Here is a 26033-nt window from a genome sequence, read left to right as displayed (position 1 = left end):
TTGCTCAGCCGGTGATGTCGAGTGCCGTGCCGTACAGGCGGTCCACCTTCAACCGGATGACCATCCGGCGCTCGGCGACCAGTTGCGCCAGGAACGCGTCTTCGTCCTCCGGCTTCGCGGCCTGCGGGACCATCGCGAGCAGTTCCCGCCCGACGGCGTCGCCGGGAGCGGTCGTGCTCTCGGACACCTCGGCCTCGCCTTCGGCGACGGCGAACGACCACACGTCGCCACCCTGCACATGCAGCGCCGCACGCGGGTTGCGCCGCAGATGCCCGACCTTGACCCGGTCGGCCGTCGTCGAGAAGCGCACCGTGCGGGCTTCGGAGTCCCAGCTGTACAGCATCGTGGTCAGGTGCGGGTGGCCACTGCGCTTGACGGTGGCGAGCGTGCCGAACTGCTGCTTGCCGAGCAGGGCGGAGAGGGCTTCGTCGGACAGGGGGCGAGGCGCTGGTCCTTGAGTCATGATGTGGTCAACGCCTGCGGCTGATCGGCCATTTCATGGACGCACGTGTTGAGGAAACGGGTCCAGGCCGTCGGGGAGAGGGCGAGCTGGGCGCCCTGCCGTACTTTGGAGTCCCGGACGTGAATGGTGCCGGTGCAGGTCGCCACCTCGACGCAGTCGCCGTCACCTCCGCTGCTGTACGAGCTTTTGAACCAGGCCAGTTCCGTCGTGTTCATGAGGCTCCTCGCATCCGCTGCAACAGGCCCAGGGAGTCGTCGAGGGAGAGGGCCTGTGACCGCATCCTGGCATACCTCATCTGGAGGACGCTGACCTCTTTCCGTTCAGAGACGAACATGCCTCCGCGCTGCCCCTCGTTGTAGGCGAACCAGCGAGCGTCGGGCGTCTCCAGGAGCTGCATGGGGCCGTCCATGCCTGCGTGTGCCTTCCGCTCCAATGGCATCACCTGCACCTCCACGTTCCGTAGCTCCGCCAGCCTCAGCACGTGGTCGATCAACTCCCGAGTGGTCTGCGCCCCGCCTGTGCGGCGCAGGAACAGATGCTCCTCCAAGATGAAGCTGAACGCCGTGTTCGGTCGCTCCTTGAGCAGCCGCTGCCGTTCCGCCCTGGCCACCCATTGCGTCTCGATCTGGTCGTCACTCAGTGGCGGCAGTTGGTTCGTGAACAACGTGCGCGCGTACGCCTCGGTCTGCAACAGCCCCGGGACCAACCGGCATTCATACGTGTACAGACTCACCGCCTCCGCCTCGAACCGCGCCCACTGGCGGAACCAGCTGGCCAGCCCCGGTTGCCGTGACAGATGCCGTGCCGCACCCCGCAGCACACCGAACGCGTCGAGGACTTCCTCCGCGCGCTCCACGAAGTCCAGCGGAGGAAAGCGCCGCCCCTGCTCGATCGACGCCACCGTCGGCACCGAGTAGCGCACCTGCGGGGCGAACTCCTCCTGGGTCAGGCCCGCCCGTTTGCGGAACGCCTTGACGACCTCGCCGAAGGTCCTGAGGCTGTCCGACCGCTCCGGTTCCCCGCCCCCGCAGAGCGCTTCCGCGCCACCCGTTCCGTCCGACATCCAGGACACCTCCCGCACGTACACCCACCCGGACAACCCACCCAACGGGCCCATGGTCACGGATGGTTACCCCTACAGTCCACTCTGAGTACCCGTACGCTGGCCCTGCGTACCGGTGTCCGACCTGGTGGCGGACCGTCGCCGCAGGTGGGATGGGCCGCATGAGACCAGCCTCCACCCCCCGACTCCCGGTCACCGCGCGTGTGTTCGTGCAGCGGTTCAGCTCCACTCCGCGCGGCGCCCGCCTGGCCCGGCACCTCGCCGTACACCGCCTCGACGCCTGGGGCATCCCGTACGGCTCGGCGGTCTCCGACACGGCCGCGCTGCTCGTCGCCGAACTGGCGGCGAACGCCGTGACGCACGGGCGGGTGCCGGGGCGGGACATCGAGGTGCTGCTGCGGCTGGACGCGTACACGCTGCGGATCGACGTGTCCGACAGCCGCGGGGAGCGCCGTCCGGCCGGGCCGGAGGGGACGGTCACGGTGGCGCCGGAGGCAGAGCACGGCCGTGGGCTGCTGCTCGTGGACGCGCTCGCCGACCGGTGGGGCGTCTTCGACCGAGTGCCCGTAGGCAAGACGGTCCGCGCCGAACTGGACCTGCGGTGACGTACCCGGTGTCACGACTCAGGCGGGTCCGGCGTCGAGGGCCCGTCCGGCGGGGACGCGGGCGTGGAGCCAGGCAGGGAGGGCGGTGAGCGTGCCGACGGTCAGCAGGACGGCGAGTGCGGCGGCGAGCAGCGACGACGCCGGGGGGACGACCACCGTGCCGAAGAGCCAGTACAGGGCGAGTCCCGCCGGAACACCCGCGGCCACTCCCGGTACGGCGGGCAGCAGTTGCGCGACGCAGAGCGCGGCGGTGACCTGCCCGGGTGTGGCGCCGAGGGTACGGGCGACGGCCAGGGTGTGCCGGGCCTGAACGGCGGTGCTCCAGCCGAGGAGCACGGTGTTGAGCGTGGACAGCGCCACCATGGCGAGCGTGACGGCGAGCAGCACCTGACCGGTCTGGTCGGCCCGTACGTCGATGGGGCCGAACCGGCTGAAGTCGGGCCGCACATCGAGTTCGGCGTGCCAGGTGAGCAGGGCGGTGACCATCAGGGTGGTGGCGGCCGTGCTTGCCGAGGCCAGGACGGCGCGGCCGGGGCGGCGGGCGAGCAACCGGACGCCGAGCAGGAACGAGGTGGGCAGATGTGCCGTCACCGCGTTCAGGTGCGGGTGACGTGTGAGCAGGTGTGCCGGGTCGGCCAGTGCGTGGACCGTGCTGGTGCGGGCGGCGCGCAGGGCGGGGCCGAGGGCACCGGTCACGGCGACCACGACGGCCAGGAGGAGCACGGCCGTGACGGTGTTGGCATCCGGGGGGCCGAGCGTGTTGAGCAGCCCGGCGCTGGGATCGACCACGTGCGGCGCGGCCAGCGTGCCGACGGTCAGGCCGAGCGCGGTGGCCAGCAGTGTCAGCAGCAGGTACTGCGCCAGCAGGACGGCGGTGACGGTGGCGGGCCCGGCGCCGACGGCCTTGAGCAGCGCGGCACGCCGGTTGTCACGGGCGGAGCGCACGGTGGCGAGCGCGGCGAGGGTGACGACCGCGGCGACGGCGAGCAGCGAACCGCCGACCACCAGGGCGGGCCGGCTGTTCCTGATCATGGCGCTGTCGGTCCGGAGGATGCCCTGCCAGTTGTGGGTGTTGACCCAGACGTCGCCCCTGCGCTCCGGGGTGAAGACGGACTTCTGCCACCGCTGCGTCGCGGCCGGGTCGGTCAGCTTCAGGTGGATCAGGTGGACACCGGCGGCGTCCGTGTCCTTGGCCGCCGCGCGGGTGTCGGCGGTGGTGAGCCAGATCCTGCCGCCGAAGTCGGACGGGCCGGGGCCCTGTGCGGCGTCGCTCCACGGATACACGGAGGTGGCGGCGCTGATCGCGGTCCCGACGACCGGGTAGTCGCGCGTGCCGATGGTGACGCGGTCGCCCACGTGCACGCCGAGGGCTCGGGCGAAGCCGCGTTCGAGCACCGCCCCGCCGGGACGCACCCAGGTGCCGGAGGTCACCAGCGGCCGGTCCACGACGGAGGGCGAGCCGCCCCGCCCCTCGACGGAGGAGTGCGCGGTCCGGCCGTGCGCCTCGACGTAGGTGTCGAAGGCGAAGACGGGGTCGGACTGCGCCGCCACCCCGGGGGTGTCCGCGATGCGGCGGGCCACGGCGGTCGGATCCGCGGCCGTCGTGACCGCCACGACGTCCGGCCCGGAGGTGGCCTCGCGGGTCTTCGCGTACCCCGTGGCCACGGCGTCGTCGCTCGCCAGCCCGAGGGTCAGGCTCGCGCCGGCGACGGTGACGGCGAGCAGGAACACGACGGCCTCGCCCGGACGATGGCGCAGGTCGCGCGCGATCAGACGCCACACCAGCAGCAGACGTCCCACGGTCAGCCCTCCCAACGCAGCAGCGTGCCGAGCCGATGGCCGTCACGAGAGGCGTCCAGGCGGGTGTCGTCCGTCACCAGCCCGTCGCGCAGGGAGACGACGCGGTCGGCGGTGGCGGCGACCCGCTCGTCGTGGGTGACCAGGACGAGCGTCTGGCCCGCGGTGCGCAACTCGTCGAAGAGCCGCAGGACGTCGCGGGTCGCCGCGGTGTCGAGGTTGCCGGTGGGCTCGTCGGCGAGGACCACCTGCGGCTCGTTGACCAGGGCGCGGGCGATGGCGACCCGCTGGCGCTGCCCGCCGGAGAGAGCGGAGGGCAGATGGCGCGCCCGGTCCGCGAGCCCGACCCGCTCCAGGAGTCCGGCGGCGCGGCGGCGGGCGGTGCGTGGCGACGCGTCGGCGAGCAGTGCGGGCAGCTCCACGTTCTCCGCCGCGGTCAATTCGTCCATGAGGTGGAAGTCCTGGAAGACGAAGCCGACGGCGCGACGCCGCAGCCCGGCCAGCGCCCGCTCGCCGAGTTCGTCGATCCGCCGCCCGCCCAGCCACACCTCGCCCTCACTCGGACGGTCGAGGCCGCCGAGGAGTTGCAGCAGTGTGGACTTGCCGCAGCCGCTGGGCCCGGTCACGGCCAGCGTCTGCCCGGCGGGTACGTCGAGGTCGACGCCGTCGACCGCCCAGACCAGGCTCTCGTCCTCGCCGTAGGTGCGCGTCAGACCGACCGTCCGCAGCGCCGGACCGGCCGCCCCCTCGGTCCCGCGGACTCCCGGTCCCCTGCTCGTGTCCGGGGTGGCGACCGCGCCCTTACACCGCAACCGGCCGCCCCCGGCCCGTCGACCGTCTCTCGTCATGCGCTTCCTCTGCCTTTCCCACGTCGGGCACGGGCGGACCAGGTCCGCGCGCATGCCTCCAGCCAGCGAAGATCGGCCTGCAGTCGGAGCGCGATGCCCTCCAGGAGCAGCCCGGCCTCCGAATCCGTGTCGTGGGCGAGGGCGGCGCGCTGGGTCTCGGCGAGGCCGTGCAGCAGCTCCCGGCGCCGGGCGTCCACGAGAGCGAGCGGATCGGCCATGCCCGACTCGGCGGCGGCCACCAGCTTCAGGTGGAACTCCGTCAGGTCCGCCCGGGGGCCGGGGCTCTCGGTCAGCCAGGCGGCCACCCGCTCCTGCCCGGCGGCGGTCGGCGCGTACACCTTGCGCCGCGGCCCGCGCACCGACGTGTCCTCGCGGACCTGGACGACCAGACCCGCCTTCTCGAGCCGGGTGAGCGTCACATAGATCTGCCCCGCGTTCAGCGACTCCCCGAGCGGTCCGAGCGCCGCCACCAACCGCCCGCGCAGGTCGTACCCGTGCGACGGCTCCTTGGCCAGCAGCGCCAGCACCACGTCCTGCACGGACCACCCCACCCTCCCGAGACCTCCAATAGATAGCGGTTATTCAATGGGGCGTCAACCGAGGGGCCGCTCAGCCCTCACCTTCGCCGCATTTATCGGGTTTGCCCGGCATGGCAGAATTCATTGGGTCGAATGGGTAAGACACTTTCCCATCCCTTCTATTGGCTAAATTTTCCTATGACTCATGTCACAGCGCACAGGTAAATGGACGCACGTTCACGTGTCCACATCCCGGGATCCCTGTGAAAAGATGCCGACGTGCACGTCCTCGACCAAGGCGCAAACGATCATCCGATCCATTGACGGGTTTGAATCGAAAGCGGGGGGCGACAATGCCGAGAATGATCGTCATCGGGTATCGGGACGACCTCGACCAGGCGTTGCGGCGTCGTGGTCTCGATCCCTTCTATGTGGTGCAGGATCCCAACGGCGCACCGGCCGACCGGCAGTCCTGCCGGGTCGCCGACTTCGAGAACGCCCAGGAAGTGCTGCGCGCAGTGCTCGCCCGGCGACTCGACGACGTCGTCGGTGCCCTTTCCGTCCATGAAATGGGAGTGTTCACCGCGGCCTGTCTGCGGCAGCAGTTCAATCTTCCGGGAAACGCGGACCCGCGCACCATTCTCTCTTTCCGCGACAAGTATCTTCAAAAGAGCGGTCTGCCGCCCGAAGTGCGGAGGGCGCGTTGCCGGCATGTGCCCACGGGGACCCCGTACCGGCAGCTGGCCGACGAGCTGGGTGAGCCGTTCGTGATCAAGCCGGCTGCCGGAGCCGGCGCCCAGCGCACGAGCATCATCCATTCCGCGCGGGAGTACGAAGACGCCCTCGCGCTCTTTCCGGGAGCCTCGGACGTGGCGATCGTCGCCGAGTCGTTCGTCGACGGGCCGGAGGTCTTCATCGACGGCATCTGGGAGCGCGGTGAACTCCGCTGGTCGTGCATGAGCCGCTACCACGAGGCGCCGTTCGACGCCGCACGGGGCGGGACCATGGCTGCATGGGTGCTGGACAGAACGCTCCACGCCGGGCTGTTCCGGCAGGCCGAGACCATCGCCCACCAGGTTCTGGGAAGTCTGCGCGCACCCGACTGCGTATTCCATCTCGAGCTCTTCGAGGAAGACACGGCCCTGACGTTCGGCGAGTGCGCCGTCCGGATTCCCGGCGGGCTCTCCCCGCGGGCCAACAAATTGACCTACGGCGTCGACCTCTTCGATGCCGAGATCAGCCTGGCGCTCGGCGAGTCGCCGTCTCTGACGGAACGCGTCGAGACACCCGAGCGTTTCTACGGGTACGTCCTCCTGCGGCGCCCCGACAGCGGCCACCTGGCCCAGGATGATTTCGAGCGCGCCTTCCGGCTCGACGAGATCCACTACGACGCGTCACCCGACGCACGGGTCGGCCCCTACGGCCTTGTCGGCCGGGCGATGGTGTCCGACCCGGACGAATCACAACTGGAGAAGACGGTTCACGAAATCGTCCGCTTCAACGTGACCGGCGGAGCATAGCGGGACGCTCCGCAACCCGAGGGAAGTCGTGGCGCACCCCTGCCCTGCCTTCCCTGTCTTCCTCTGCCTTCGAACCGGAGGTTCTCTTCGCATGCCTGGAATTCCCACGCCTGGAACTGCCACACCGGACATACATCCTGCCGCCGCGACACTCCCCGACCTGCTCGACCGCGCGGCGCTCGACACCTCCCGCGGTGTCATGTTCGTCGGTGACACTCGCACATTCCTTTCCTATGCGGAACTGCGGGACGCCGCCGCCCGCATCGCACAGGGACTGCGCGACCACGGCACCGCCCCGGGGCACCGTGCCCTTGTCACGGCCACCGAACCCAAGCAATTCTTTCCGGCGTTCTGGGGCTGTGTGCTGAGCGGTGTCGTTCCGTGCCCGGTCGCACCGGCTGCCGACCCGGCGCGGCGGCACGACCAGTTGAAGCACCTGCGGGTACTGCTCGGCGACCCGCTGGTGATCGAGACGAGGGCGGCCGCACACGAACTGCCCGACGTGGGTCTGAGACGGGTGACCGTCGAGGAACTGGGCCGGGCCGCGGGCGGGACGCAACCCCCGTACGCGAGCGCCCCGGACGGCCTCGCCCTGCTGATGCTCACCTCTGGGTCCACCGGAACGAGCAAGGCCGTCCGGCTCACCCACGCCAACCTCCTCGCCGCGCAGGCCGGGAAGGCCGGGGCACTCGGACTCGGCCCCGACGACACCTCGCTGAACTGGATCTCGACCGACCACATCGCCGCCGTGGAGGCCCATCTGCTGCCCATGTTCAACGGGGCGAACCAGGTCATGACCGACCCGGCCACGGTCCTCTCCGACCCCCTGGAGTTCCTCCGGCTTATCGACACGCACCGGGTGACGGTCACCTTCACCCCCAACTTCCTCTTCGGGCAGCTGAACCAGGAGCTCGCCGAGCGGCCGCCCGCGCCCGACGCGTGGGACCTGTCGCAGGTCCGCCACATCATCTCCGGCGGCGAGGCCACCGTGACCGCCACCGTGCGCGGCTTCACTCAGGCGCTCGCCCCGTACGGGCTGCGCGGTGACGTGATCGTGCCCGCCTTCGGCATGACCGAGACCTGCGCGGGCAGCGTGTTCAACGCAGAGTTCGCCGACCGGGACCTGAACGCGGAGTTCCCGCCGCTCGGCCGCCCCGTGCGCGGACTGGAGATCCGCGTCACCGGCGGAGACGGCACCGTGCTCTCCTCCACCCGGCAGCCCGGCCGCACCGAACCGGGCGAGGTGCAGTTGCGCGGCCCCATGGTCACCGACGGCTACTACGGCGACAAGGAAGCCACCGCCGAGGCGTTCACCGGCGACGGCTGGTTCCGCACCGGCGACCTGGGGCGCCTGGACGCCGACGGCCGGCTGACCCTCGTCGGCCGCACCAAGGACTCCGTCATCGTCAACGGCGTCAACTACTACAGCCACGACCTGGAGGCCGCCCTGGACACACTGGAGGGCGTGCGGCCCGGACAGGTCGCCGCGTTCCCCGTCCGGCCCGAAGGCGCCGACTCCGAACAGCTCGCCGTCGCCTTCGTCCCCGCCCGGGACGCGGCGGACGCGACGGCCCTGTACCGAACCCTCGTCGCGATCCGCAGCTCCACCGTCATGCACTGGGGGTTCAGACCGCACCTGATCCTTCCCGTGGGCGAGTCGGACATCCCGCGCAGCAACCTGAACAAGATCCTCCGGACGCGCCTGCGCGCCGCCGTCGAGGCCGGCGACCTGGACGCCGCGGCGCGCAGGGCGGACGAGGTGAGCACCCGGTTCCTCGGCGTCCACGTGGCTCCGCGGGGTGACGTCGAGACCGGGCTCGCCGACCTCTACGCGCGCGTACTGAACGTCGAGCGGGTGTCCGCGACCAGCAGCTTCTTCGATCTGGGCGGCACCTCCCTCGACGTGCTCCGGCTCAAGCTGCGGATCCGGACGGAGTTCGGCATCGACGACTTACCGATGGCGACCCTGTTGCAGGCGCCGACCGTGCGAGCGCTCGCCCACCGGCTGACCACCGGCCGCGAAGCCGGAGGCGACGCCGCCTACGATCCGCTGGTACCGCTCCAGGCGACCGGGGACGGCACGCCGTTGTTCTGCGTGCACCCCGGCCTGGGCGAAGTGCTCGTCTTCGTGAACCTCGCCCAGTACTTCACCGGCGAGCGGCCCTTCCACGCCCTGCGCGCACGCGGGTTCGGCAGCGGCGAGACGCCCTTCGCCTCGTTCGACGAGATGGTCACCACCTACGTCGCCGCGATCCGGCGGACCCAGCGCAGCGGGCCGTACGCGGTCGCCGGATACTCCTACGGCGGCGCCGTGGCCTTCGAGATCGCCAAACGCCTGGAGGCCGAGGGCGACGAGGTGAAGTTCGTCGGCGTCTTCAACCTGCCTCCGTCGATCTCCGGCCGGATGAACGAGATCACCTTCACCGACGGCGCCCTCAACCTCGCCCTCTTCCTCGAACTGATCGAACCCGCCCGCATCCCGGAGCTCACCGCGGCGCTGCGCCCCCTGCCGGAGGCGGACCAGCTGGCGTACCTCGTCGCGCACGCACCCGAACGCCGGCTGACCGAACTCGACCTCACCCTCGAACGGTTCACCGCCTGGGTCCACCTGGCCCAGGGCATGGTGCACCTGGGCCGCACCTACGAGCCGTCCGGGTCGGTCGAGCGGGTCGACGTCTTCTACTGCACCCCGCTGAAGGGCACGAAGCAGGACTGGCTCGACCAGCAGCTGCGGCACTGGGACCGGTTCACCCGCCGCCCCAACACATACACCGAGGTCGACGGGGAGCACTACACCCTCATGAGCCCCCAGCACGTACAGGCATTCCAGGCGACCCTGCGGCGCGAGCTGACCCGCGCCCTCGAACGATGAGCGAGGAGCGGATGAGCATGCACGGCAAGAAGATCCTCGTCACCGGCGGCACCGGTCAGGTCGCGCGGCCGGTCGCCGAGGCGCTCGCCCGCGACAACGAGGTGTGGTGCCTGGGCCGTTTCGGTGACCCGGCGGCCCGCGAGGCGTTGGAGCAGGCGGGCGCCCGCACCGTCGTCTGGGACATGGGCGACGGCACACTGCCCGACCTGCCCCGGGACTTCACCCACGTCCTGCACTCCGCGGTGCACCGCGGCGACGGCCGGGACTTCGAGCGGACCGCCCGCGTCAACAGCGTGGGCACCGCACGGCTGATGACGCACTGCGCCGGCGCCGAGGGCTTCCTCCACGTGTCGTCGGGCGTCGTCTACCACCGGGACGAGCCCACCCACCGCTACCGGGAGGACGACCCGCTCGGCGGTGCGGTGCCCTGGCTGCCCACGTACCCCGTGGCCAAGCTCTCGGCCGAGGGCGTCGTGCGCGGCCTGTCCGAGGCCCTCGGGCTGCCGTCGGTGATCGCCCGGCTCAACATCGCCTACGGCCCGTACGGCCACGGCGGAGTCCCCATGATCCTCTTCCGGCAGATGCGCGAGGGAAGACCGGCCGCGGTGCCGCACCGGGGGCAGAACTACTGCAACCTCCTGCACACCGACGACCTCGTCCGCCAGGTGCCGCTGCTGTGGCAGGTGGCGCGGACCCCCGCGCGGGTCGTGAACTGGGGCGGCGACGAGGAGGTCGGCGTCACCGACCTCCTGGAGTACATGTCCGCCCTCACCGGGGTGCCGCTCCGGCTGGAGCGCAGCGACCGCAGCCGGGAGACGGCGGTCTTCGACCACGAGGTGCGGCGAGGCCTCATCGGTGACTGCACCGTGGGGTGGGAGACGGGAATCGCCCGCACGCTGGGCGAGCTGTTCGAGGAGTACCGCGACCGCGTCGACGCACACCGGGCGACGGCCCCGGAAGGGGGACGGCATGCGCAGAGCCACTGACACGGCCGAGCTGCGGCGTGTGCTGTGCGCGGCCCTGGGTTCCACCGACCCGGTGTGCTCCCCGGTCCGACTGGGCCTGGAGGACGACGTGTTGGCCGGCACCGACGTCATGCACCGCTCCACCCTGGTGGGCGGCGGCGCGTGGTACGGCCCGACGAGCCCTGCTCCCACCGGGCCCGAGATCGACGCGCTCGTCCGCCGGGCCCGGGAGTCGGCCGTCGAGCAGATCCTGGTGCCCGGTGTGCGCCGCACGGACGACACGGGAGCACTCCGCGCGGCGGGCTTCGTCCCGGTCGCGGCCGGCTCCGAGTGCGTGACGCGACTGAACGGCGACGTGGACGAGCTGCTACGCGGCCGCCTCGGGGCCGGGCGCGTCGACGACCTGCGCCGAAGCAGCCGCGCCGTCTCGGAGGAGCTGACCTGGGAACGGATCCCGTTGACCGGGCTCGACGAGACGCCGTGGGCATCCGACGCCGCCGCGACGGGCCCGCACGGCGGCCTCCTCGGCCCGGCGGCGCTGAAGGCCCTGGCACAGGGCCCGTTGGCGGCCCGCGCCGAACTGCTCGTACGGCGCCGTGGGGACGAGGACGTGGTCCAGGCGGGGCTCCTCCTGGGCTCCCACAGCGGCCGGGGCACGTACTGCCTGGCCCTGGCCGCCGACCGCGACGACCCCGCCGCCCGCCACGACCTCCACGCGGCCTTCCTCCACCGGCTGTACACCGACGCGCGTGGCGCCGGTCTCGACTGGGTCCACCTCGGCCGCGGCGAGCCCGACGCCCTGCGTGCCCTGGGCGCCGACCTCTTCGTGCCGCTCGACCACTGGCTGCGGGCGCCGGGCCTCACGGCACCCCGGCAGTCGTCCCCCCGGGTCGAACCGACCCGTTTCGCGGCGCCGTCCGTCACCACGGTCGAGGTTCCGGGACCGGCCCGCTTCCGGCACCGGCCACGGTTCGACCTCGTCGATCTGTCGAGCAACACCAACCCCTTCCTGGGCCCGGGCGGCCGCTATCCGGACCTCGACACGGCGGACCTCGCCCGTACCTACCTCAACACCGTGGGCGAGCTGCCCGGCCAGGAGGGCCTCGCCTCCCTGACGGAGGACCACCTGATCTTCTCCAGCGGTGCGGTGGACGCCGTCAGTCTGCTGCTGACGGCGCTGACGTCGTCGGGGGACCGGATCTGCGTGACGCCCCCCACCTTCGAGCTCTACGCGCACTTCGCCCGGGTCCTGGGGCTGCCGGTCACGGAAGTACCCCTCGGTGGCGAAGATTTCGACCGGCTCGACGTGGACCGGATCCTGGCCACCGGCCCCCGGGTCACGTTCCTGTGCGACCCGAACAACCCCGTGGGCACCCGGCCCCGACCCGGGCAGGTCCGCGAACTCGTCACCCGGTCAACCGGGTTGGTGGTGATCGACGAGGCCTACGTCGAGTTCAGCGATCAGCCCTCACATGCCGGCCTGGTCGCCGAGCACGACAACCTCGTCGTCCTGCGCACCCTGTCGAAGGCGTGGGGTCTCGCCGGGGCCCGCTGCGGCGTCGCACTCGCCCGCCCCGGCATCGTCGAGGCGCTGCGCCGGGTACAGGTGCCTTTCGGATTCACCGACGCGTCGCAGCGAGCCGTACGGGAACGGCTCGTGGACACGCACCGCGTGCGCGACAGCGTCGCCCGCATCCTGACCGAGCGGGACCGCATGGCCGCGCTGCTGGCCCAGAACCCCGCGGTGGAGCGGGTGTTCCCGTCCCAGGCCAACTTCCTGCTGCTCCGGTTGCACGAGCCGGAACGCACCATGGAACGCCTGCGTGCCGCGGGCATCCTCGTCGCGGACGTCGGGAGCCTGGTCCCCGGCACCTGCCGTGTCTCCGTCGGCGAGCGGTCGGCGAACGAGGTGTTCCTCGACGCCCTCAGCGCGCCGCTGCCCCGCCACCCGTCTCGACGGTGAGAAAGGAGAGGGGCTCGTCGCCGATATTCCTCAGGTCGTGCAGGTGATGCTGCCCCTCGTCGAAAGTGAAGTACTGGGTGCGGCCGCGCTCGAAGGAGATCTCCCGGCTGGTTCCATCGCCTTCGTGCTGCCGCGCCGTGCCGTGGGTCAGGGCTATCCAGACATAGTCCCGCTCGTGGCGATGGACGGGAAGCCGCTCACCGGGATCGAGCCGGGTCTGCCAGATGCGCAGCTCAGGGGCGTCGTGGAGCAGCGTCTGGCCGCACTGGTCGCGGTGCGTGTTCGTCTCGAATTCCTTGTGGAGCGGCGGGCTCCAGCGATCGAACGCCTCGGCCACGACAGTGTTCACCAGGGAGAGGGCGGCGGCGGAATCAGTACCCATGAACCGAATCCTTTCGACGGTGGCGCTCTGGGCGGCAGCCCGCCTCAGGCTACTGGCTACGATGCAGAACATGAGACAGGTCACCGCGAGCCGCTACATCGAGCCCCTGCGCTCCGGCGGCTCCGTGCCCGCCGTCGTCGAGGCCGACGATCTCGGCACCTACGTGCTGAAGTTCACCGGCTCCGCGCAGGGCCGCAAGGCGCTGGTCGCCGAGGTGGTCGTCGGGGAGCTGGCCCGGGAGCTGGGGCTGCGGGTGCCGGAGCTGGTGCTCGCGCACTTCGACCCGGCGATCGCGGAGGCCGAACCGCACCAGGAGGTGCGGGAGCTGCTGCACGCCAGCGCGGGGCTCAACCTCGGCATGGACTACCTGTCGGGCGGTGCCGACTTCACGCCCGAGCTGGCCGAGGTGTTCCCGGTGGACGCGCGGGAGGCCGGGCGGGTCGTCTGGCTGGACGCCCTCACCGTCAACGTCGACCGGACGGTGCACAGCTCCAACCTGATGGTCTGGCCCACCCTCGGCACCGTGCCGCCGCGCCTGTGGCTCATCGACCACGGCGCGGCCCTCGTCTTCCACCACCGCTGGGGCGCCTCCCCGCCCGAGAAGGCGTACGACTTCCGGCACCACGCCCTCGGCCACTACGCGCCCGACCTCCCGGCCGCCGACGCCGAGCTGGCGCCGAAGGTGACACGGGAACTGCTGCGCGAGGTGGTGGACCGGGTGCCGGAGGCCTGGCTGACCTGCGAGGGCGACCTCGACACGCCGGAGAAGGTGCGCGCCGCCTACGTGGACTACCTGCACGCGCGCGTACAGGCCTCCCGGCAGTGGCTGCCCACCGGATTCCCGAGCCGCGAGGAACTCGCCGCCGAGAACGCCGCCCGCGCGGCGCACACACGGCGGGGGCGGCCCGACTGGCTCAAGCGGGTCCCCGACCTGCACGGCAAGCCGCCCGCCGAGCAGGACTGGTCCGTCCACCTCGGCTGACACGCGTCCGCGCCCCCGGTGCCGTGCTGCGGCACCGGGGGCGCGGATCACCAGGCCCGTAGGACGTCAGCCCTTGAGCTGCTCGTACGCCGGCAGCGTCAGGAAGTCGGCGTAGTCCTCGTCGAGCGACACCGTGAGCAGCAGGTCGTGGGCCTGCTGCCAGTTGCCGGCCGCGAAGGCCTCGTCGCCGATCTCGGCGCGGATGCTGGCCAGCTCCCCGGCGGCGACCTGGCGGGCCAGGTCGGCGGTGACCTGCTCGCCGTTGTCGAGGACGACCTCCGCGTTGATCCACTGCCAGATCTGCGAGCGGGAGATCTCGGCGGTGGCCGCGTCCTCCATCAGGTTGAAGATGGCGACCGCGCCGAGGCCGCGCAGCCAGGCCTCGATGTAGCGGATGCCGACCTGGACGGCGTTGACCAGACCGGCGTAGGTCGGCTTGGCGTCCAGGGAGTCGATCGCGATCAGGTCGGCCGCCTTGACGTCGACGTCCTCGCGCAGGCGGTCCTTCTGGTTCGGCTTGTCGCCGAGGACCTTGTCGAAGGACTCCATGGCGATCGGGACCAGGTCCGGGTGGGCGACCCAGGAGCCGTCGAAGCCGTCGCCGGCCTCGCGGTCCTTGTCGGCGCGGACCTTCTCGAAGGCGACCTTGTTGACCTCGGCGTCCCGGCGGGACGGGATGAACGCCGCCATGCCGCCGATCGCGTGCGCGCCCCGCTTGTGGCAGGTGCGGACGAGGAGTTCGGTGTACGCCCGCATGAACGGGGCGGTCATCGTCACCGCGTTGCGGTCCGGCAGGACGAACTTCGCGCCGCCGTCACGGAAGTTCTTGACGATGGAGAACAGGTAGTCCCAGCGTCCCGCGTTCAGCCCGGAGGCGTGGTCGCGCAGTTCGTAGAGGATCTCCTCCATCTCGTACGCGGCCGTGATCGTCTCGATCAGGACGGTGGCGCGGACCGTGCCCTGCGGGATGCCGACGTAGTCCTGCGCGAAGACGAACACCTCGTTCCAGAGGCGGGCCTCCAGGTGGGACTCGGTCTTCGGGAGGTAGAAGTACGGGCCCTTGCCGAGGTCCAGCAGGCGCTGTGCGTTGTGGAAGAAGTACAGGCCGAAGTCGACCAGGGCGCCGGGGACCGGGCGGCCGTCGACCTGGAGGTGGCGCTCGTCGAGGTGCCAGCCGCGCGGGCGCATGACGACCGTCGCCAGTTCGGCGTCCGGCCGCAGGGCGTAGGACTTGCCGGTGCGCTCGTCGGTGAAGTCGATGGCGCGGGTGTAGGCCGAGGCCAGGTTGAGCTGGCCGAGGACCACGTTCTCCCAGGTCGGCGCGGAGGCGTCCTCGAAGTCCGCGAGCCACACCTTCGCGCCCGAGTTGAGCGCGTTGATGGTCATCTTGCGGTCGGTGGGGCCGGTGATCTCGACGCGGCGGTCGTTCAGCGCGGCCGGAGCGGGGGCCACCTTCCAGGAGTCGTCCGCGCGGATCGCGGCGGTCTCCGGGAGGAAGTCGAGCGTGGAGGTGCGGGCGATCTCGGCGCGGCGCTCCGCTCGGCGGGCGAGGAGCTCGTCACGCCGGGGCGTGAACCGCCGGTGCAGCTCGGCCACGAAGGCGAGCGCCGCATCGGTGAGGACCTCCTCCTGCCGGGGCAGGGGCTCGGCGTCGACGATGGCCAGCGTGGACGGCGCTGGTGCGGACATGAGCTGTCACTTCCTTCAGCGGTGGCACCGGGTGCCAGAGGGTGCGTATGGGGCATTACGCACTCGCCGTGCAGCGGAGTGCTTCTGGTCAGTGGATAGTAGTTTCCTCATCGTGGAACTTCAATGGTTTGTTGATGTCGAGATTCTCCGGGTCGAGGCAAGGTGGCGCTCGGTGCCACCTCGCTCACTCAAGGTGGACCAGGTCCGCCTCGGTGTCGATGTCGTACGGCCGCGCCACGTCCCCGCACTCGACGAGGGCGATCTCCGCCTCGTGTTCCCTCAGATAGGCGCGGGCACCCCGGTCCCCGGTGGCGGTCGCCGCGACGCCCGCCCAGTGCGCGGCGCCGAGCAGTACGGGATGCCCGCGCACGCCCGCGTACGCCGCCGAGGCCAGCGACGTCTCGTCCCGGAATCCGGCGCGCACCCGGGCCGTCGCCTCCGCCCCGATGCCGGGCTGGTCCACCAGGGCGACCAGCGCCGCCCGCGCCCCGGTTCCGGCCAGTGAGCCGAGCCCGGCGCGCAGTGACGACCCCATGCCCTGCTCCCAGTCGGGGTTGCCCACTAGGACGCAGCCGTCGAGTGCGGCCCGCGCGCGTACGTCCGCGGCGCGCGCCCCCAGGACGACGTGCACGCGGGCGCAGCCGGCCGTGCGGAGCGTTTCGACCGCGTGTTCGACGAGTGGATGTCCGCGATGTTCGAGCAGTGCCTTGGGGCGGCCGCCGAGCCGCCTGCCGCCCCCGGCGGCCAGCAGCAGCCCCGCCACCCGGTCGCCCACCTGGTCTTCTGCCGGGGTCTCGTTGTCGGTCATGGCTCCTGCATACCTGACCGGCCGCCAAACGCCCCGGCGTGCGGGGGATTTCCGGAGACTTTCCGGAGGCTGAATTTCGGTCCGCGCGGTGGCGCGTCCGGTGCGCGGTGGCGTTTACTGGCCCGCGCACAACGGAGTGCTAGGGGGAGGGCTGTGTTGCGGAGCTTGGGGCAGAGGCACGTGACCGTCGGCGACGAGGACGTGAGGGTGGTGGCGCTGCGAACCGCGGTGTCGCGGTTGCGCCGCCAACTCGCGCTGCTGCCCGCCGACTTCCCGGACCGCCAGATCGCGGAGGACGAACTGGCCGACCTCGCGGCGATGGTGGGTCACGGCGTCCCCGAGGTGCCGCGACTGCGCCGCTCCCTGCTGCTGGTCGCGGGCGCGATCGGCTCCGTCAGCGCCCTCGCGCCGGGACTGACGGAGGTCCGTCACGCCGTGGAGCTCTTCGGGGACCCGCCGCGTCGCTGACCCCGTGACGGGCGGGCCGCCTCAGGCGGCCGGGTTGCCGTTCGAGCCGTTCGAGGTCAGCAGGGCCTCGGACAGCTCCGCCGCCACCTGCTGGAGCAGGGGCACGATCCGGTCGGTCGCGGCCTCGGTGACGCGGCCCGCGGGGCCGGAGATCGAGATGGCCGCGGCGGTGGGGGAGTCCGGCACCGGGACGGCCAGGCACCGGACGCCGATCTCCTGCTCGTTGTCGTCGATCGCGTAGCCCTGGCGCCGCACGTCCTCGAGCGCCGCGATGAACCCGTCCGGCGTGGTGATGGTCTTGTCGGTCGCGGCCGGCATGCCGGTACGGCCCAGCAGGGCCCGCACCTCGTCCGCCGGGAAGCTCGCGAGCAGCGCCTTGCCGACACCCGTGGAGTGCGGCAGGACGCGCCGCCCGACCTCGGTGAACATGCGCATGGAGTGCTTGGACGGCACCTGGGCGACGTACACGATCTCGTCCCCGTCGAGCAGGGCCATGTTCGCCGTCTCGCCGGTCTCCTCGACCAGGCGGGCCAGGTGCGGGCGGGCCCAGGTGCCCAGCAGCCGGGAGGCGGACTCGCCCAGGCGGATCAGGCGGGGGCCGAGTGCGTAGCGGCGGTTGGGCTGCTGACGTACGTACCCGCAGGCCACGAGCGTGCGCATCAGGCGGTGGATGGTCGGCAGCGGCAGCCCGCTGCTGGCCGAGAGCTCGCTCAGGCCGACCTCGCCCCCCGCGTCCGCCATCCGTTCGAGCAGGTCGAAGGCGCGCTCCAGGGACTGGACGCCACCGGTGGCGGACCTGGCGGAGTCGGTGGTGCTGGCGCTGGACGTCGGCACGGCACGTTCCTTTCGAGGCTGGCGGGAGGAAAGAAGCGTACCCGGCACCCGGTTGACTACCGGCTTGTACGTAGCTACGTTCTGCTTGCTGGAATTCTAATTCCGCTTTGTGGAAACGTCCAGAGCGGGGTCATTGGGCATGCCGTCACAAAGGGTGCCTCTTGACGGCCTCGGAGTGGGAGTGAAGACTCCTTCAACAGAACGTTGAAATTCGACGGCAGAGGCAGACAAGTACAGGCAGAGAAGGGGATCCGGGTGTCCGAAGCTGAACTGGTGCTGCGCTCGACGCGCGTCATCACTCCCGAGGGGACCCGCGCCGCGTCCGTCGCGGTCACCGGGGAGAAGATCACGGCCGTGCTGCCGTACGACGCCCCCGTCCCGGCGGGCGCCCGGCTCGAGGACGTGGGCGACCACGTCGTCCTGCCCGGCCTGGTCGACACCCACGTGCACGTGAACGACCCCGGACGCACCGAGTGGGAGGGCTTCTGGACCGCCACCCGCGCCGCGGCCGCCGGCGGCATCACCACCCTCGTCGACATGCCGCTCAACTCCATCCCGCCGACCACCACGGTCGACAACCTGCGCACCAAGCGCGAGGTGGCCGCGGACAAGGCCCACATCGACGTCGGCTTCTGGGGCGGCGCCCTCCCGGACAACGTCAAGGACCTGCGCCCGCTGCACGAGGCCGGGGTCTTCGGCTTCAAGGCCTTCCTGTCGCCGTCGGGCGTGGACGAGTTCCCGCACCTCGACCAGGAGCAGCTCGCCCGGTCGCTGGCGGAGATCGCCGCCTTCGACGGCCTGCTGATCGTGCACGCCGAGGACCCGCACCACCTGGCCGCCGCCCCGCAGCAGGGCGGCCCCAAGTACACCCACTTCCTCGCCAGCCGCCCGCGCGACGCCGAGGACACCGCGATCGCGACCCTGCTCGCGCAGGCCAAGCGGTTCAACGCGCGGGTGCACGTGCTGCACCTGTCCTCCAGCGACGCCCTGCCGCTGATCGCCGAGGCCCGCGCCGACGGCGTACAGGTGACGGTCGAGACCTGCCCGCACTACCTCACCCTCACCGCCGAGGAAGTGCCGGACGGCGCCAGCGAGTTCAAGTGCTGCCCGCCGATCCGCGAGGCCGCCAACCAGGACCTGCTCTGGCAGGCGCTGGCGGACGGCACGATCGACTGCGTCGTCACCGACCACTCCCCGTCCACCGCCGACCTCAAGACCGACGACTTCGCCACCGCCTGGGGCGGCATCGCCGGACTCCAGCTCAGCCTGCCGGCCATGTGGACCTCGGCCCGCGAGCGCGGCCACGGCCTGGAGGACGTCGTGCGCTGGATGTCGGAGCGTACGGCCGCCCTGGTGGGGCTCGACACGCGCAAGGGCGCCATCGCGCCGGGCCACGACGCGGACTTCGCCGTGCTGGCCCCGGACGAGACCTTCACCGTCGACCCGGCCGCCCTCCAGCACCGCAACCGCGTCACCGCGTACGCGGGCAAGACCCTGTACGGCGTCGTGAAGTCCACCTGGCTGCGCGGTGAGCGCATCGTGGCGGACGGCGCGTTCACCGACCCGAAGGGACAGCTCCTCGACCGGGCCTGACGTGCCCGGACACTCCCTGAACCCAGTACCCCCCGAACAGCCCCGAAAGGAACACCTGATCACCGTGACGGCCCAGCAGAACACCTCGTTGGCCAGCTTCACCGGCGACGCCCAGCCCTACGGAGGCGGCGACCCGTACGCGGACTACCGCACCGCCGACCTCCCCTTCACCCAGTACGCCAACCTTGCCGACCGGCAGCTCGGCGCGGGTGTCGTCGCCGCCAACGACGAGTTCTTCGCCCAGCGCGAGAACCTGCTGGTGCCCGAGCCCGCCGAGTTCGACCCCGAGCACTTCGGGCACAAGGGCAAGGTCATGGACGGCTGGGAGACCCGCCGGCGCCGCGGTGTCTCGGCCGAGCAGCCCTGGCCCACCGAGGAGGACCACGACTGGGCGCTGATCCGCCTCGGCGCCCCCGGCGTGATCCGCGGCATCGTCGTCGACACCGCCCACTTCCGCGGCAACTACCCGCAGGCCGTCTCCGTCGAGGGCGCCTCGGTCGCGGGCTCCCCCTCCCCGGAGGAACTGCTCGCCGACGACGTGAAGTGGACGACCCTCGTCCCGCGCACCCCGGTCGGCGGCCACGCGGCCAACGGCTTCGCGGTCTCGGCCGAGCAGCGCTTCACGCACCTGCGCCTCAAGCAGCACCCCGACGGCGGCATCGCCCGTCTGCGCGTGTACGGCGAGGTCGTCCCGGACCCCGCCTGGCTCACCGCGCTGGGCACCTTCGACGCGGTCGCCCTGGAGAACGGCGGCCAGGTCGAGGACGCCTCCAACCTCTTCTACTCGCCGGCCACCAACACCATCCAGCCGGGCCGCTCCCGCAAGATGGACGACGGCTGGGAAACCCGCCGCCGCCGCGACCGGGGCAACGACTGGATCCAGTACCGCCTGGTGGACCGCTCGCAGATCCGCGCGATCGAGATCGACACGGCGTACCTGAAGGGCAACAGCGCCGGCTGGGCGTCGGTGTCGGTGAAGGACGGCGAGGAGGGTGAGTGGCGCGAGGTGCTCCCGCGCACCCGGATGCAGCCCGACACCAACCACCGCTTCGTCCTGCCGGAGGCGGCCGTCGGCACCCACGCGCGCGTGGACATCTTCCCCGACGGCGGCATCTCCCGGCTGCGCCTGTTCGGCTCCCTGACCGAGGACGGCGCGGCCCACCTCGCCGCCCGCCACCAGGAACTGGGCGGCTGACCCGCCGCCACACCGAACCCGCGGGGCGCACCGGCAGGACAGCACCGGTGCGCCCCGCGCGTACTCGCGGGGACGGCTACGCCGCGTGGCCGCCGTCGACCGCGAACTCCGCGCCGGTGACGTACGTGGCGGTCGCCAGGTACGCCACCGTCGACGCCACCTCGTCGGCCGTGCCGAAGCGGCCCAGCGCCGTCATCGCCGCCTGTCCGTCCGCGTACGGGCCGTCCGCCGGGTTCATGTCGGTGTCGATCGGCCCCGGGTGCACGATGTTCGCCGTGATCCCGCGCGGGCCCAGTTCCCGGGCCAGCGCCTTGGTCAGCCCGATCAGCGCCGACTTGCTCGTCGCGTACAGCGTCCCGCCGGGCCCCGGCACCCGCTGGGTCATGCAGGTGCCGACGGTGATGATCCGCCCGCCCCCGGTCATGCGGGCCGCGGCCGCCTGCGAGGCCAGGAAGACGCCGCGGACGTTCACCGCCAGCAGCCGGTCGACGTCGGCGGGGGAGAGGCTCTCCAGCGGGCCGAGCAGGCCCAGGCCCACGTTGTTGACCAGCACGTCCAGGCCGCCGCCGAGCGCCGTGGCGGCCCGCTCGACCGCCCCCGCCGCCTCCTCCGCGTCGGCGGCGTCGGCCCGCAGGGCCACCGCGCGGCGCCCCAGCGCCTCGACGGCCCCTACGACGTCCTCGGCCGCGTCCTTGCCGTTCACGTAGGTGAGGGCCACGTCCGCGCCCTCCCGGGCCAGCCGCAGGGCGGTCGCCGCGCCGATGCCACGGCTGCCACCGGTCACGAGGGCGGTACGGCCGGTCAGCGGAGCGGTGGTGGGGGCGGGTGGGTTGGTGTGCGTGTGCGTGTTCATGGGTCCATCCCAGCCGGGCCGCCGTGCCCGTGCTGGCGGTGAACGGACGTCGACCTGAGCGGCGCGCCGTCCGTACCGGGGCGCCTCGAGGGCAGAGCGCCAAAGCCCCCTGGCGGCCCGGGCGGTGGGTCACGGTCGAGGTTGCAGCAGTCTGCCGAGGATGCCGGAGAGCTGTCTGCGCGCCGTACGGCTGAGGGCTCGGAAGGCGGTGATGGTGACGGCGTACGCGCGGAGTCGGCCTGCCGCCGGGCTCACCCGGATTCGCGGCTCTCGGCAGCGGCGAACAGCGCGCCGCCGAGAGCCAGCAGCGCGACGCTCGCGTAGACCTCGTAGCCGTCCAGGAAACCGATCCGCCGAACCAGCCCCAGGTTCCAGTCGGTGAATTCGTGCACCAGGCCCATCACGCCCTGGAGCACGGCGAGCAGGCCCAGGAACTCCAGCAATTGCTTCATGATCCCGACTCTCGCCCCGCGGTGCGCCCGCCGGCATCGGCCGCGGGGCGAGGCCTGCCCGACCGAAGGCTGCTTCGCGTGCCGACCGCGCGCCGAAAGTCGCCGCCCGTGCGACTTTGGTCGACGGTCCCGCGCGACCGGCCGTTCCCGGCGTCAGTCCTGCGTAGATTTGTCGACTGTGAACAGTAGTGACGAGCGGACCACGGTGCCCCCGGCCTTCGCCAAACGGCGCTGGGTACTGCCGGCGGCGCTGGTCGAGGACCTGTACCCGCAACCCCGGCGGCCCGGCGGCCGCCCCCGGCGCACCGCACGCGACTGGGTCGTCGACTTCGCCTGCTTCCTGCTCGCGGTCACCATCGGCCTGCTGGCCGCCGACGCGCTGGACCAGGAGCCGGACCTCTCACCCGCCATGGCCGTCGCGGACCAGCTGATCGGCGCCCTGGCCTGTGCCGCCGTCTGGCTCCGGCGGCGGTGGCCGGTCGGGCTCGCCGTGGCCATGGTGCCCGTCTCCCTGGTCTCGGCCACCGCGGGCGGCGCCGTCCTCGCCGCCCTGTTCACGCTCGCCGTGCACCGGCCCTTCCGGTACACGGCCTGGATCGGCGGCGCGAGTCTCGCCGTGACGCCGTTCTACTACTGGATGCGCCCGGAACCCGGCCTGCCCTTCCTGGCGTCCCTCGTCATCGCCGTCCTGCTCGCGGTCACCGTGCTCGGCTGGGGCCTGCTCGTCCGCTCCAAGCGCCAGCTCCTGCTCAGCCTGCGCGACCGGGCCCGGCACGCCGAGGCCGAGGCGCGGCTGCGGGCCGAGCAGGCGCAGCGGCTGGCCCGCGAGGCCATCGCCCGCGAGATGCACGACGTCCTCGCCCACCGGCTGACGCTGCTCAGCGTGCACGCGGGCGCCCTGGAGTTCAGGCCCGACGCGCCCCGGGAAGAGGTCGTGCGGGCGGCGGGCGTCATCCGGGAGAGCGCGCACGAGGCCCTCCAGGACCTGCGGCAGATCATCGGTGTCCTGCGGGCCGGGGAGTCCGACGACGCGGGCCGTCCCCAGCCCACGCTCGCGGCGCTCGACGCGCTGGTCGCCGAGTCCCGGGAGGCCGGCATGAAGGTCACCCTCGCGGAGCGGGTGCCCGACCCCGGCGCCGTCCCCGCCGCCGTCGGCCGCACCGCGTACCGCATCACCCAGGAGGCGCTGACCAACGCGCGCAAGCACGCGCCCGGCACCGAGGTCACCGTCTCGGTCACCGGGGCACCGGGCGACGGACTGGCCCTGTCGGTGCGCAACGTCCCGCCCCGGGGCGAGGTGCCCCACGTGCCCGGTTCGGGGCAGGGGCTGATCGGGCTGACCGAGCGGGCGACGCTCGCGGGCGGCACCCTGGAGCACGGGCCGACGCCGGGGGGCGGCTTCGAAGTACGGGCGAGGCTGCCGTGGGGCTGAGCCACCCCCGGGCGGCCGGTGGCGACCGTGATTACGTATGACGCATGACTGCGATCAGACTGCTCCTCGTCGACGACGACCCGCTGGTGCGGGCCGGGCTGTCCCTCATGCTGGGCGGCGCCGAGGACGTGGAGATCGTCGGCGAGGCCGCCGACGGCGACGAGGCCGTGGCGCTGGTCGACCGCACCCGCCCGGACGTCCTCCTCATGGACATCCGGATGCCGGGGACGGACGGCCTCACGGCCACCGAACGGCTGCTGAGCCGCCCGGACGCGCCCCAGGTCGTCGTGCTCACCACCTTCCACGCCGACGAACAGGTGCTGCGGGCCCTGCGCGCCGGAGCCGCCGGGTTCGTCCTCAAGGACACGCCGCCGGCGGAGATCCTCGACGCGGTGCGCAGGGTCGCGGCCGGCGACCCCGTCCTGTCGCCCGCCGTGACCCGGCGGCTGATGGAACAGGCGGCCGGTACCGCCCCCGACGCACGGCTCGCGCGGCGCTCGCGCGCGCGTGCCCGCGTGGACACCCTCAACGACCGCGAGCGCGAGGTCGCCGTCGCGGTCGGCCGCGGCATGGCCAACGCCGACATCGCGTCGCACCTCTTCATGAGCGTCGCCACGGTCAAGGCCCACGTCTCCCGCATCCTGGCCCGGCTCGACCTCGACAACCGGGTCCAGATCGCCCTGCTGGCGTACGACGCGGGGCTCCTCGACGAGTACCAGGACGACACCCCTTGAGGCCGGCGGGTACCAGGGCGACACGCCTCAAGACGTGAGCGCCTCTTAAGACGTGAGCGCCTCCTAAGACGTGAGCGCCTCGGGCACCTCCGTCAGCCGTACGGGTCTGCGCTCGCGCCGCGAGACGTCGCAGGCCTCCGCGATCCGCAGGGCCTGCAGCGCCTCGCGCCCGTCGCACGGGTTGGCCCGCTCGCCGCGCACCACCTGCACGAAGGTGGTCAGCTCGGCCTCGTAGGCGGGTCCGAAGCGCTCCACGAAGCCGGTCCACGGCTTGTCCGCGGCCGGGGGCCCGGTCGGCTCGGTGGACGCGATCGGCGTACGGTCGTCCAAGCCCACGACGATCTGGTCCAGCTCCCCGGCCAGCTCCATGCGCACGTCGTACCCCGCCCCGTTCAGCCGCGTCGCGGTCGCCGTCGCCAGCGTCCCGTCGTCCAGCGTGAGCAGCGCCGCCCCGGTGTCCACGTCGCCCGCCGCGCGGAACATCGGCGGACCGGCGTCGGACCCGGCGGCGTACACGTCGACGACCTCCCGCCCGGTCACCCAGCGCAGGACGTCGAAGTCGTGGATGAGCGTGTCCCGGTAGAGCCCGCCGGACTGCGGGAGGTACTCGGCCGGCGGCGGGGTCTGGTCGCTCGTCACCGCCCGGACGGTGTGCAGCCGGCCCAGCCGCCCGGACCGCACCGCCTCCCGGGCCCCGGTGTAGCCGGTGTCGAAGCGGCGCTGGAAGCCCATCTGGAGGACCGTCCCGGCGGCCTCCACCTCGGCGATCGCCTGTAACGTGCCCGGCAGGTCCAGGGCGATGGGCTTCTCGCAGAACACCGGGAGCCCCGAGCGGGCCGCCCGGCCGATCAGTTCGGCATGGGCCGGCGTCGCCGTGGTGATCACCACCGCGTCCACGCCCCACTGGAAGATCTCGTCCACTCCTGGTGCCGCCGTCTCGCCCAGCCGGTGGGCCAGCTCCTGCGCCCGTGTGATGTCGGCGTCCGTGAGGATCAGGGATCCGACGTCGCGGTGGCGGCTGAGCGTGTTGGCGTGAACGGTGCCGATGCGGCCCGTTCCGATGACCCCGATGCGCATGGAATCAAAGTGGGCTCACAGCCGCTCCCTGTCAATGCGTATGTCCGGACAATCGAACTGCGCAGCTTCCCGTCGCCTCGGCACGGAGCTACGCTCGGCCCGTGCCGAAACCAGAAGTGGACCCGACCGTGTCGCTGGACCTCAGCGTGGATCGCAGCAGCCCGGTGCCGCTGTACTTCCAGCTGTCGCAGCAGCTGGAGGCGGCGATCGAGCACGGCGCGCTGACCCCCGGCAGCCTGCTGGGCAACGAGATCGAGCTGGCCGCACGGCTCGGCCTGTCCCGGCCCACCGTCCGCCAGGCCATCCAGTCGCTCGTCGACAAGGGCCTGCTCGTGCGCCGCCGCGGCGTCGGCACCCAGGTCGTGCACAGCAAGGTCCGGCGCCCCCTGGAACTCAGCAGCCTCTACGACGACCTGGAGGCGGCGGGCCAGCGCCCCGCCACGAAAGTCCTGGTCAACAGCGTCGTCCCGGCCACCGCGGAGATCGCCGCGGCGCTCGGCGTGGCCGAGGGCGGCGACGTGCACCGCATCGAGCGGCTGCGGCTGACGCACGGGGAACCGATGGCGTACCTGTGCAACTACCTGCCGCCCGGCCTCGTCGACCTGGACACCGGACAGCTGGAGGCCACCGGCCTCTACCGGCTGATGCGCGCCGCCGGGATCACCCTGCACAGCGCCCGGCAGTCCATCGGCGCCCGCGCCGCGACCTCCGGCGAGGCCGAGCGACTCGGCGAGGACGCGGGCGCCCCGCTGCTCACCATGGAGCGCACCACCTTCGACGACACGGGACGCGCGGTCGAGTTCGGCACCCACACCTACCGGCCGTCCCGCTACTCCTTCGAGTTCCAGCTGCTCGTGCGGCCCTGAGCGACCGCGTCCGGCGACCGCCCCCCGCGGCGGCTCCCACCGGCGGCCCCCACC

25 protein-coding genes are annotated in these 26033 nt (G+C 72.1%); 12 read left to right on the top strand and 13 right to left on the bottom strand.

The window, feature by feature from the left end:
* Positions 1 to 4 precede the first annotated feature (4 nt).
* Genes Sru02f_RS26870 through Sru02f_RS26860 form a run of 3 tightly spaced genes read right to left on the bottom strand, consistent with a single transcriptional unit; the run spans position 5 to position 1526 of the window.
* Positions 5 to 463, bottom strand: a complete 459-nt coding sequence (locus Sru02f_RS26870; protein WP_109029567.1) for a PPOX class F420-dependent oxidoreductase — start codon at positions 461 to 463, stop codon at positions 5 to 7.
* Entirely contained in the window at positions 460 to 678 is a 219-nt protein-coding gene (locus tag Sru02f_RS26865) for a DUF397 domain-containing protein (RefSeq protein ID WP_109029566.1), read from the bottom strand. Before Sru02f_RS26865 ends, Sru02f_RS26870 begins: the two co-directional genes overlap by 4 nt.
* Positions 675 to 1526, bottom strand: a complete 852-nt coding sequence (locus tag Sru02f_RS26860; protein ID WP_203697159.1) for a helix-turn-helix domain-containing protein — start codon at positions 1524 to 1526, stop codon at positions 675 to 677. The genes Sru02f_RS26865 and Sru02f_RS26860 overlap by 4 nt, the downstream gene beginning before the upstream one ends.
* Positions 1527 to 1687: 161 nt before the next feature.
* Between Sru02f_RS26860 and Sru02f_RS26855 the strand changes: the two genes are divergently transcribed.
* A complete protein-coding gene (locus tag Sru02f_RS26855; protein WP_109029987.1) occupies positions 1688 to 2131 on the top strand; it encodes an ATP-binding protein in 444 nt (147 codons plus the stop codon).
* A gap of 18 nt (positions 2132 to 2149) precedes the next feature.
* Here the strand turns inward: Sru02f_RS26855 and Sru02f_RS26850 are convergent, their stop codons facing one another.
* From Sru02f_RS26850 to Sru02f_RS26840, 3 genes are read right to left on the bottom strand one after another with little or no spacing between them, the layout of a single operon-like run.
* Positions 2150 to 3931, bottom strand: a complete 1782-nt coding sequence (locus Sru02f_RS26850; RefSeq protein WP_109029564.1) for an FtsX-like permease family protein — start codon at positions 3929 to 3931, stop codon at positions 2150 to 2152.
* A 2-nt stretch (positions 3932 to 3933) separates the two neighbouring features.
* Positions 3934 to 4776 (bottom strand): ABC transporter ATP-binding protein, encoded by an 843-nt coding sequence (locus Sru02f_RS26845; RefSeq protein ID WP_109029563.1) that lies wholly within the window; start codon positions 4774 to 4776, stop codon positions 3934 to 3936.
* A complete protein-coding gene (locus Sru02f_RS26840) occupies positions 4773 to 5315 on the bottom strand; it encodes a PadR family transcriptional regulator (RefSeq protein ID WP_109029562.1) in 543 nt (180 codons plus the stop codon). Before Sru02f_RS26840 ends, Sru02f_RS26845 begins: the two co-directional genes overlap by 4 nt.
* 341 nt (positions 5316 to 5656) lie before the next feature.
* Between Sru02f_RS26840 and Sru02f_RS26835 the strand changes: the two genes are divergently transcribed.
* The 4 genes from Sru02f_RS26835 (at position 5657) to Sru02f_RS26820 (ending at position 12614) form a co-directional block, all read left to right on the top strand.
* Entirely contained in the window at positions 5657 to 6814 is a 1158-nt protein-coding gene (locus Sru02f_RS26835; RefSeq protein ID WP_167469313.1) for an ATP-grasp domain-containing protein, read from the top strand.
* A gap of 91 nt (positions 6815 to 6905) precedes the next feature.
* Positions 6906 to 9686 carry a non-ribosomal peptide synthetase gene (locus Sru02f_RS26830; protein WP_109029560.1) on the top strand — a complete coding sequence of 927 codons (2781 nt, stop codon included), beginning with the start codon at positions 6906 to 6908 and terminating at the stop codon, positions 9684 to 9686.
* A gap of 17 nt (positions 9687 to 9703) precedes the next feature.
* Entirely contained in the window at positions 9704 to 10672 is a 969-nt protein-coding gene (locus tag Sru02f_RS26825; RefSeq protein ID WP_109029986.1) for an NAD-dependent epimerase/dehydratase family protein, read from the top strand.
* Positions 10656 to 12614: a pyridoxal phosphate-dependent aminotransferase gene (locus tag Sru02f_RS26820; RefSeq protein ID WP_109029559.1), complete on the top strand. Its 1959-nt coding sequence runs from the start codon at positions 10656 to 10658 to the stop codon at positions 12612 to 12614. The genes Sru02f_RS26825 and Sru02f_RS26820 overlap by 17 nt, the downstream gene beginning before the upstream one ends.
* Here Sru02f_RS26820 and Sru02f_RS26815 read toward each other — a convergent pair.
* On the bottom strand, positions 12577 to 12996 hold the full coding sequence (locus Sru02f_RS26815) for a cupin domain-containing protein (RefSeq protein WP_109029985.1): 420 nt from the start codon (positions 12994 to 12996) through the stop codon (positions 12577 to 12579). The genes Sru02f_RS26820 and Sru02f_RS26815 overlap by 38 nt on opposite strands.
* Positions 12997 to 13066: 70 nt before the next feature.
* Between Sru02f_RS26815 and Sru02f_RS26810 the strand changes: the two genes are divergently transcribed.
* Positions 13067 to 13978 (top strand): HipA family kinase, encoded by a 912-nt coding sequence (locus Sru02f_RS26810; protein WP_109029558.1) that lies wholly within the window; start codon positions 13067 to 13069, stop codon positions 13976 to 13978.
* A 66-nt stretch (positions 13979 to 14044) separates the two neighbouring features.
* Here the strand turns inward: Sru02f_RS26810 and aceB are convergent, their stop codons facing one another.
* A complete protein-coding gene (gene aceB, locus Sru02f_RS26805) occupies positions 14045 to 15667 on the bottom strand; it encodes a malate synthase A (RefSeq protein WP_109029557.1) in 1623 nt (540 codons plus the stop codon).
* Between the two features lie 184 nt (positions 15668 to 15851).
* Positions 15852 to 16475, bottom strand: a complete 624-nt coding sequence (locus Sru02f_RS26800) for a nucleotidyltransferase family protein (protein ID WP_109029556.1) — start codon at positions 16473 to 16475, stop codon at positions 15852 to 15854.
* Positions 16476 to 16628: 153 nt separating this feature from the next.
* Here Sru02f_RS26800 and Sru02f_RS26795 point away from each other — a divergent pair, with 153 nt between their 5' ends.
* Positions 16629 to 16943, top strand: coding sequence for a DUF5955 family protein (locus tag Sru02f_RS26795; protein ID WP_109029555.1), 315 nt, complete (start codon positions 16629 to 16631; stop codon positions 16941 to 16943).
* Positions 16944 to 16964: 21 nt separating this feature from the next.
* Here the strand turns inward: Sru02f_RS26795 and allR are convergent, their stop codons facing one another.
* Positions 16965 to 17777 carry an allantoin degradation transcriptional regulator AllR gene (gene allR / locus Sru02f_RS26790; RefSeq protein WP_003972681.1) on the bottom strand — a complete coding sequence of 271 codons (813 nt, stop codon included), beginning with the start codon at positions 17775 to 17777 and terminating at the stop codon, positions 16965 to 16967.
* Positions 17778 to 18032: 255 nt separating this feature from the next.
* Here allR and allB point away from each other — a divergent pair, with 255 nt between their 5' ends.
* On the top strand, positions 18033 to 19370 hold the full coding sequence (gene allB / locus Sru02f_RS26785) for an allantoinase AllB (protein ID WP_109029554.1): 1338 nt from the start codon (positions 18033 to 18035) through the stop codon (positions 19368 to 19370).
* Between the two features lie 64 nt (positions 19371 to 19434).
* Positions 19435 to 20565, top strand: coding sequence for an allantoicase (gene alc, locus Sru02f_RS26780; protein ID WP_109029553.1), 1131 nt, complete (start codon positions 19435 to 19437; stop codon positions 20563 to 20565).
* 76 nt (positions 20566 to 20641) lie between these two features.
* Here alc and Sru02f_RS26775 read toward each other — a convergent pair whose 3' ends face one another.
* Complete coding sequence (locus tag Sru02f_RS26775; protein WP_109029552.1) at positions 20642 to 21418, bottom strand: SDR family oxidoreductase; 777 nt, start codon at positions 21416 to 21418, stop codon at positions 20642 to 20644.
* 251 nt (positions 21419 to 21669) lie between these two features.
* Entirely contained in the window at positions 21670 to 21870 is a 201-nt protein-coding gene (locus tag Sru02f_RS26770) for a hypothetical protein (protein WP_109029551.1), read from the bottom strand.
* A 178-nt stretch (positions 21871 to 22048) separates the two neighbouring features.
* On the opposite strand from Sru02f_RS26770, the gene Sru02f_RS26765 reads away from it, so the two are divergent.
* Complete coding sequence (locus Sru02f_RS26765) at positions 22049 to 23302, top strand: sensor histidine kinase (protein WP_109029550.1); 1254 nt, start codon at positions 22049 to 22051, stop codon at positions 23300 to 23302.
* A gap of 44 nt (positions 23303 to 23346) precedes the next feature.
* Positions 23347 to 24036, top strand: coding sequence for a response regulator transcription factor (locus tag Sru02f_RS26760; RefSeq protein ID WP_109029549.1), 690 nt, complete (start codon positions 23347 to 23349; stop codon positions 24034 to 24036).
* A 63-nt stretch (positions 24037 to 24099) separates the two neighbouring features.
* Here the strand turns inward: Sru02f_RS26760 and Sru02f_RS26755 are convergent, their stop codons facing one another.
* Positions 24100 to 25113: a Gfo/Idh/MocA family protein gene (locus Sru02f_RS26755; RefSeq protein WP_109029548.1), complete on the bottom strand. Its 1014-nt coding sequence runs from the start codon at positions 25111 to 25113 to the stop codon at positions 24100 to 24102.
* A 128-nt stretch (positions 25114 to 25241) separates the two neighbouring features.
* Between Sru02f_RS26755 and Sru02f_RS26750 the strand changes: the two genes are divergently transcribed.
* The gene (locus Sru02f_RS26750) at positions 25242 to 25979 is read left to right on the top strand and encodes a myo-inositol degradation transcriptional regulator (RefSeq protein WP_109029984.1); all 738 of its coding nucleotides are present in this window, start codon (positions 25242 to 25244) and stop codon (positions 25977 to 25979) included.
* Positions 25980 to 26033 lie beyond the last annotated feature (54 nt).

It is taken from the genome of Streptomyces rubrogriseus, from assembly GCF_027947575.1.
In the GTDB taxonomy this organism is placed as follows: Bacteria; Actinomycetota; Actinomycetes; order Streptomycetales; family Streptomycetaceae; genus Streptomyces; species Streptomyces rubrogriseus.
Note: the sequence above shows the minus strand (reverse complement) of the source record. Positions and strands in the feature narration are given on the sequence as shown.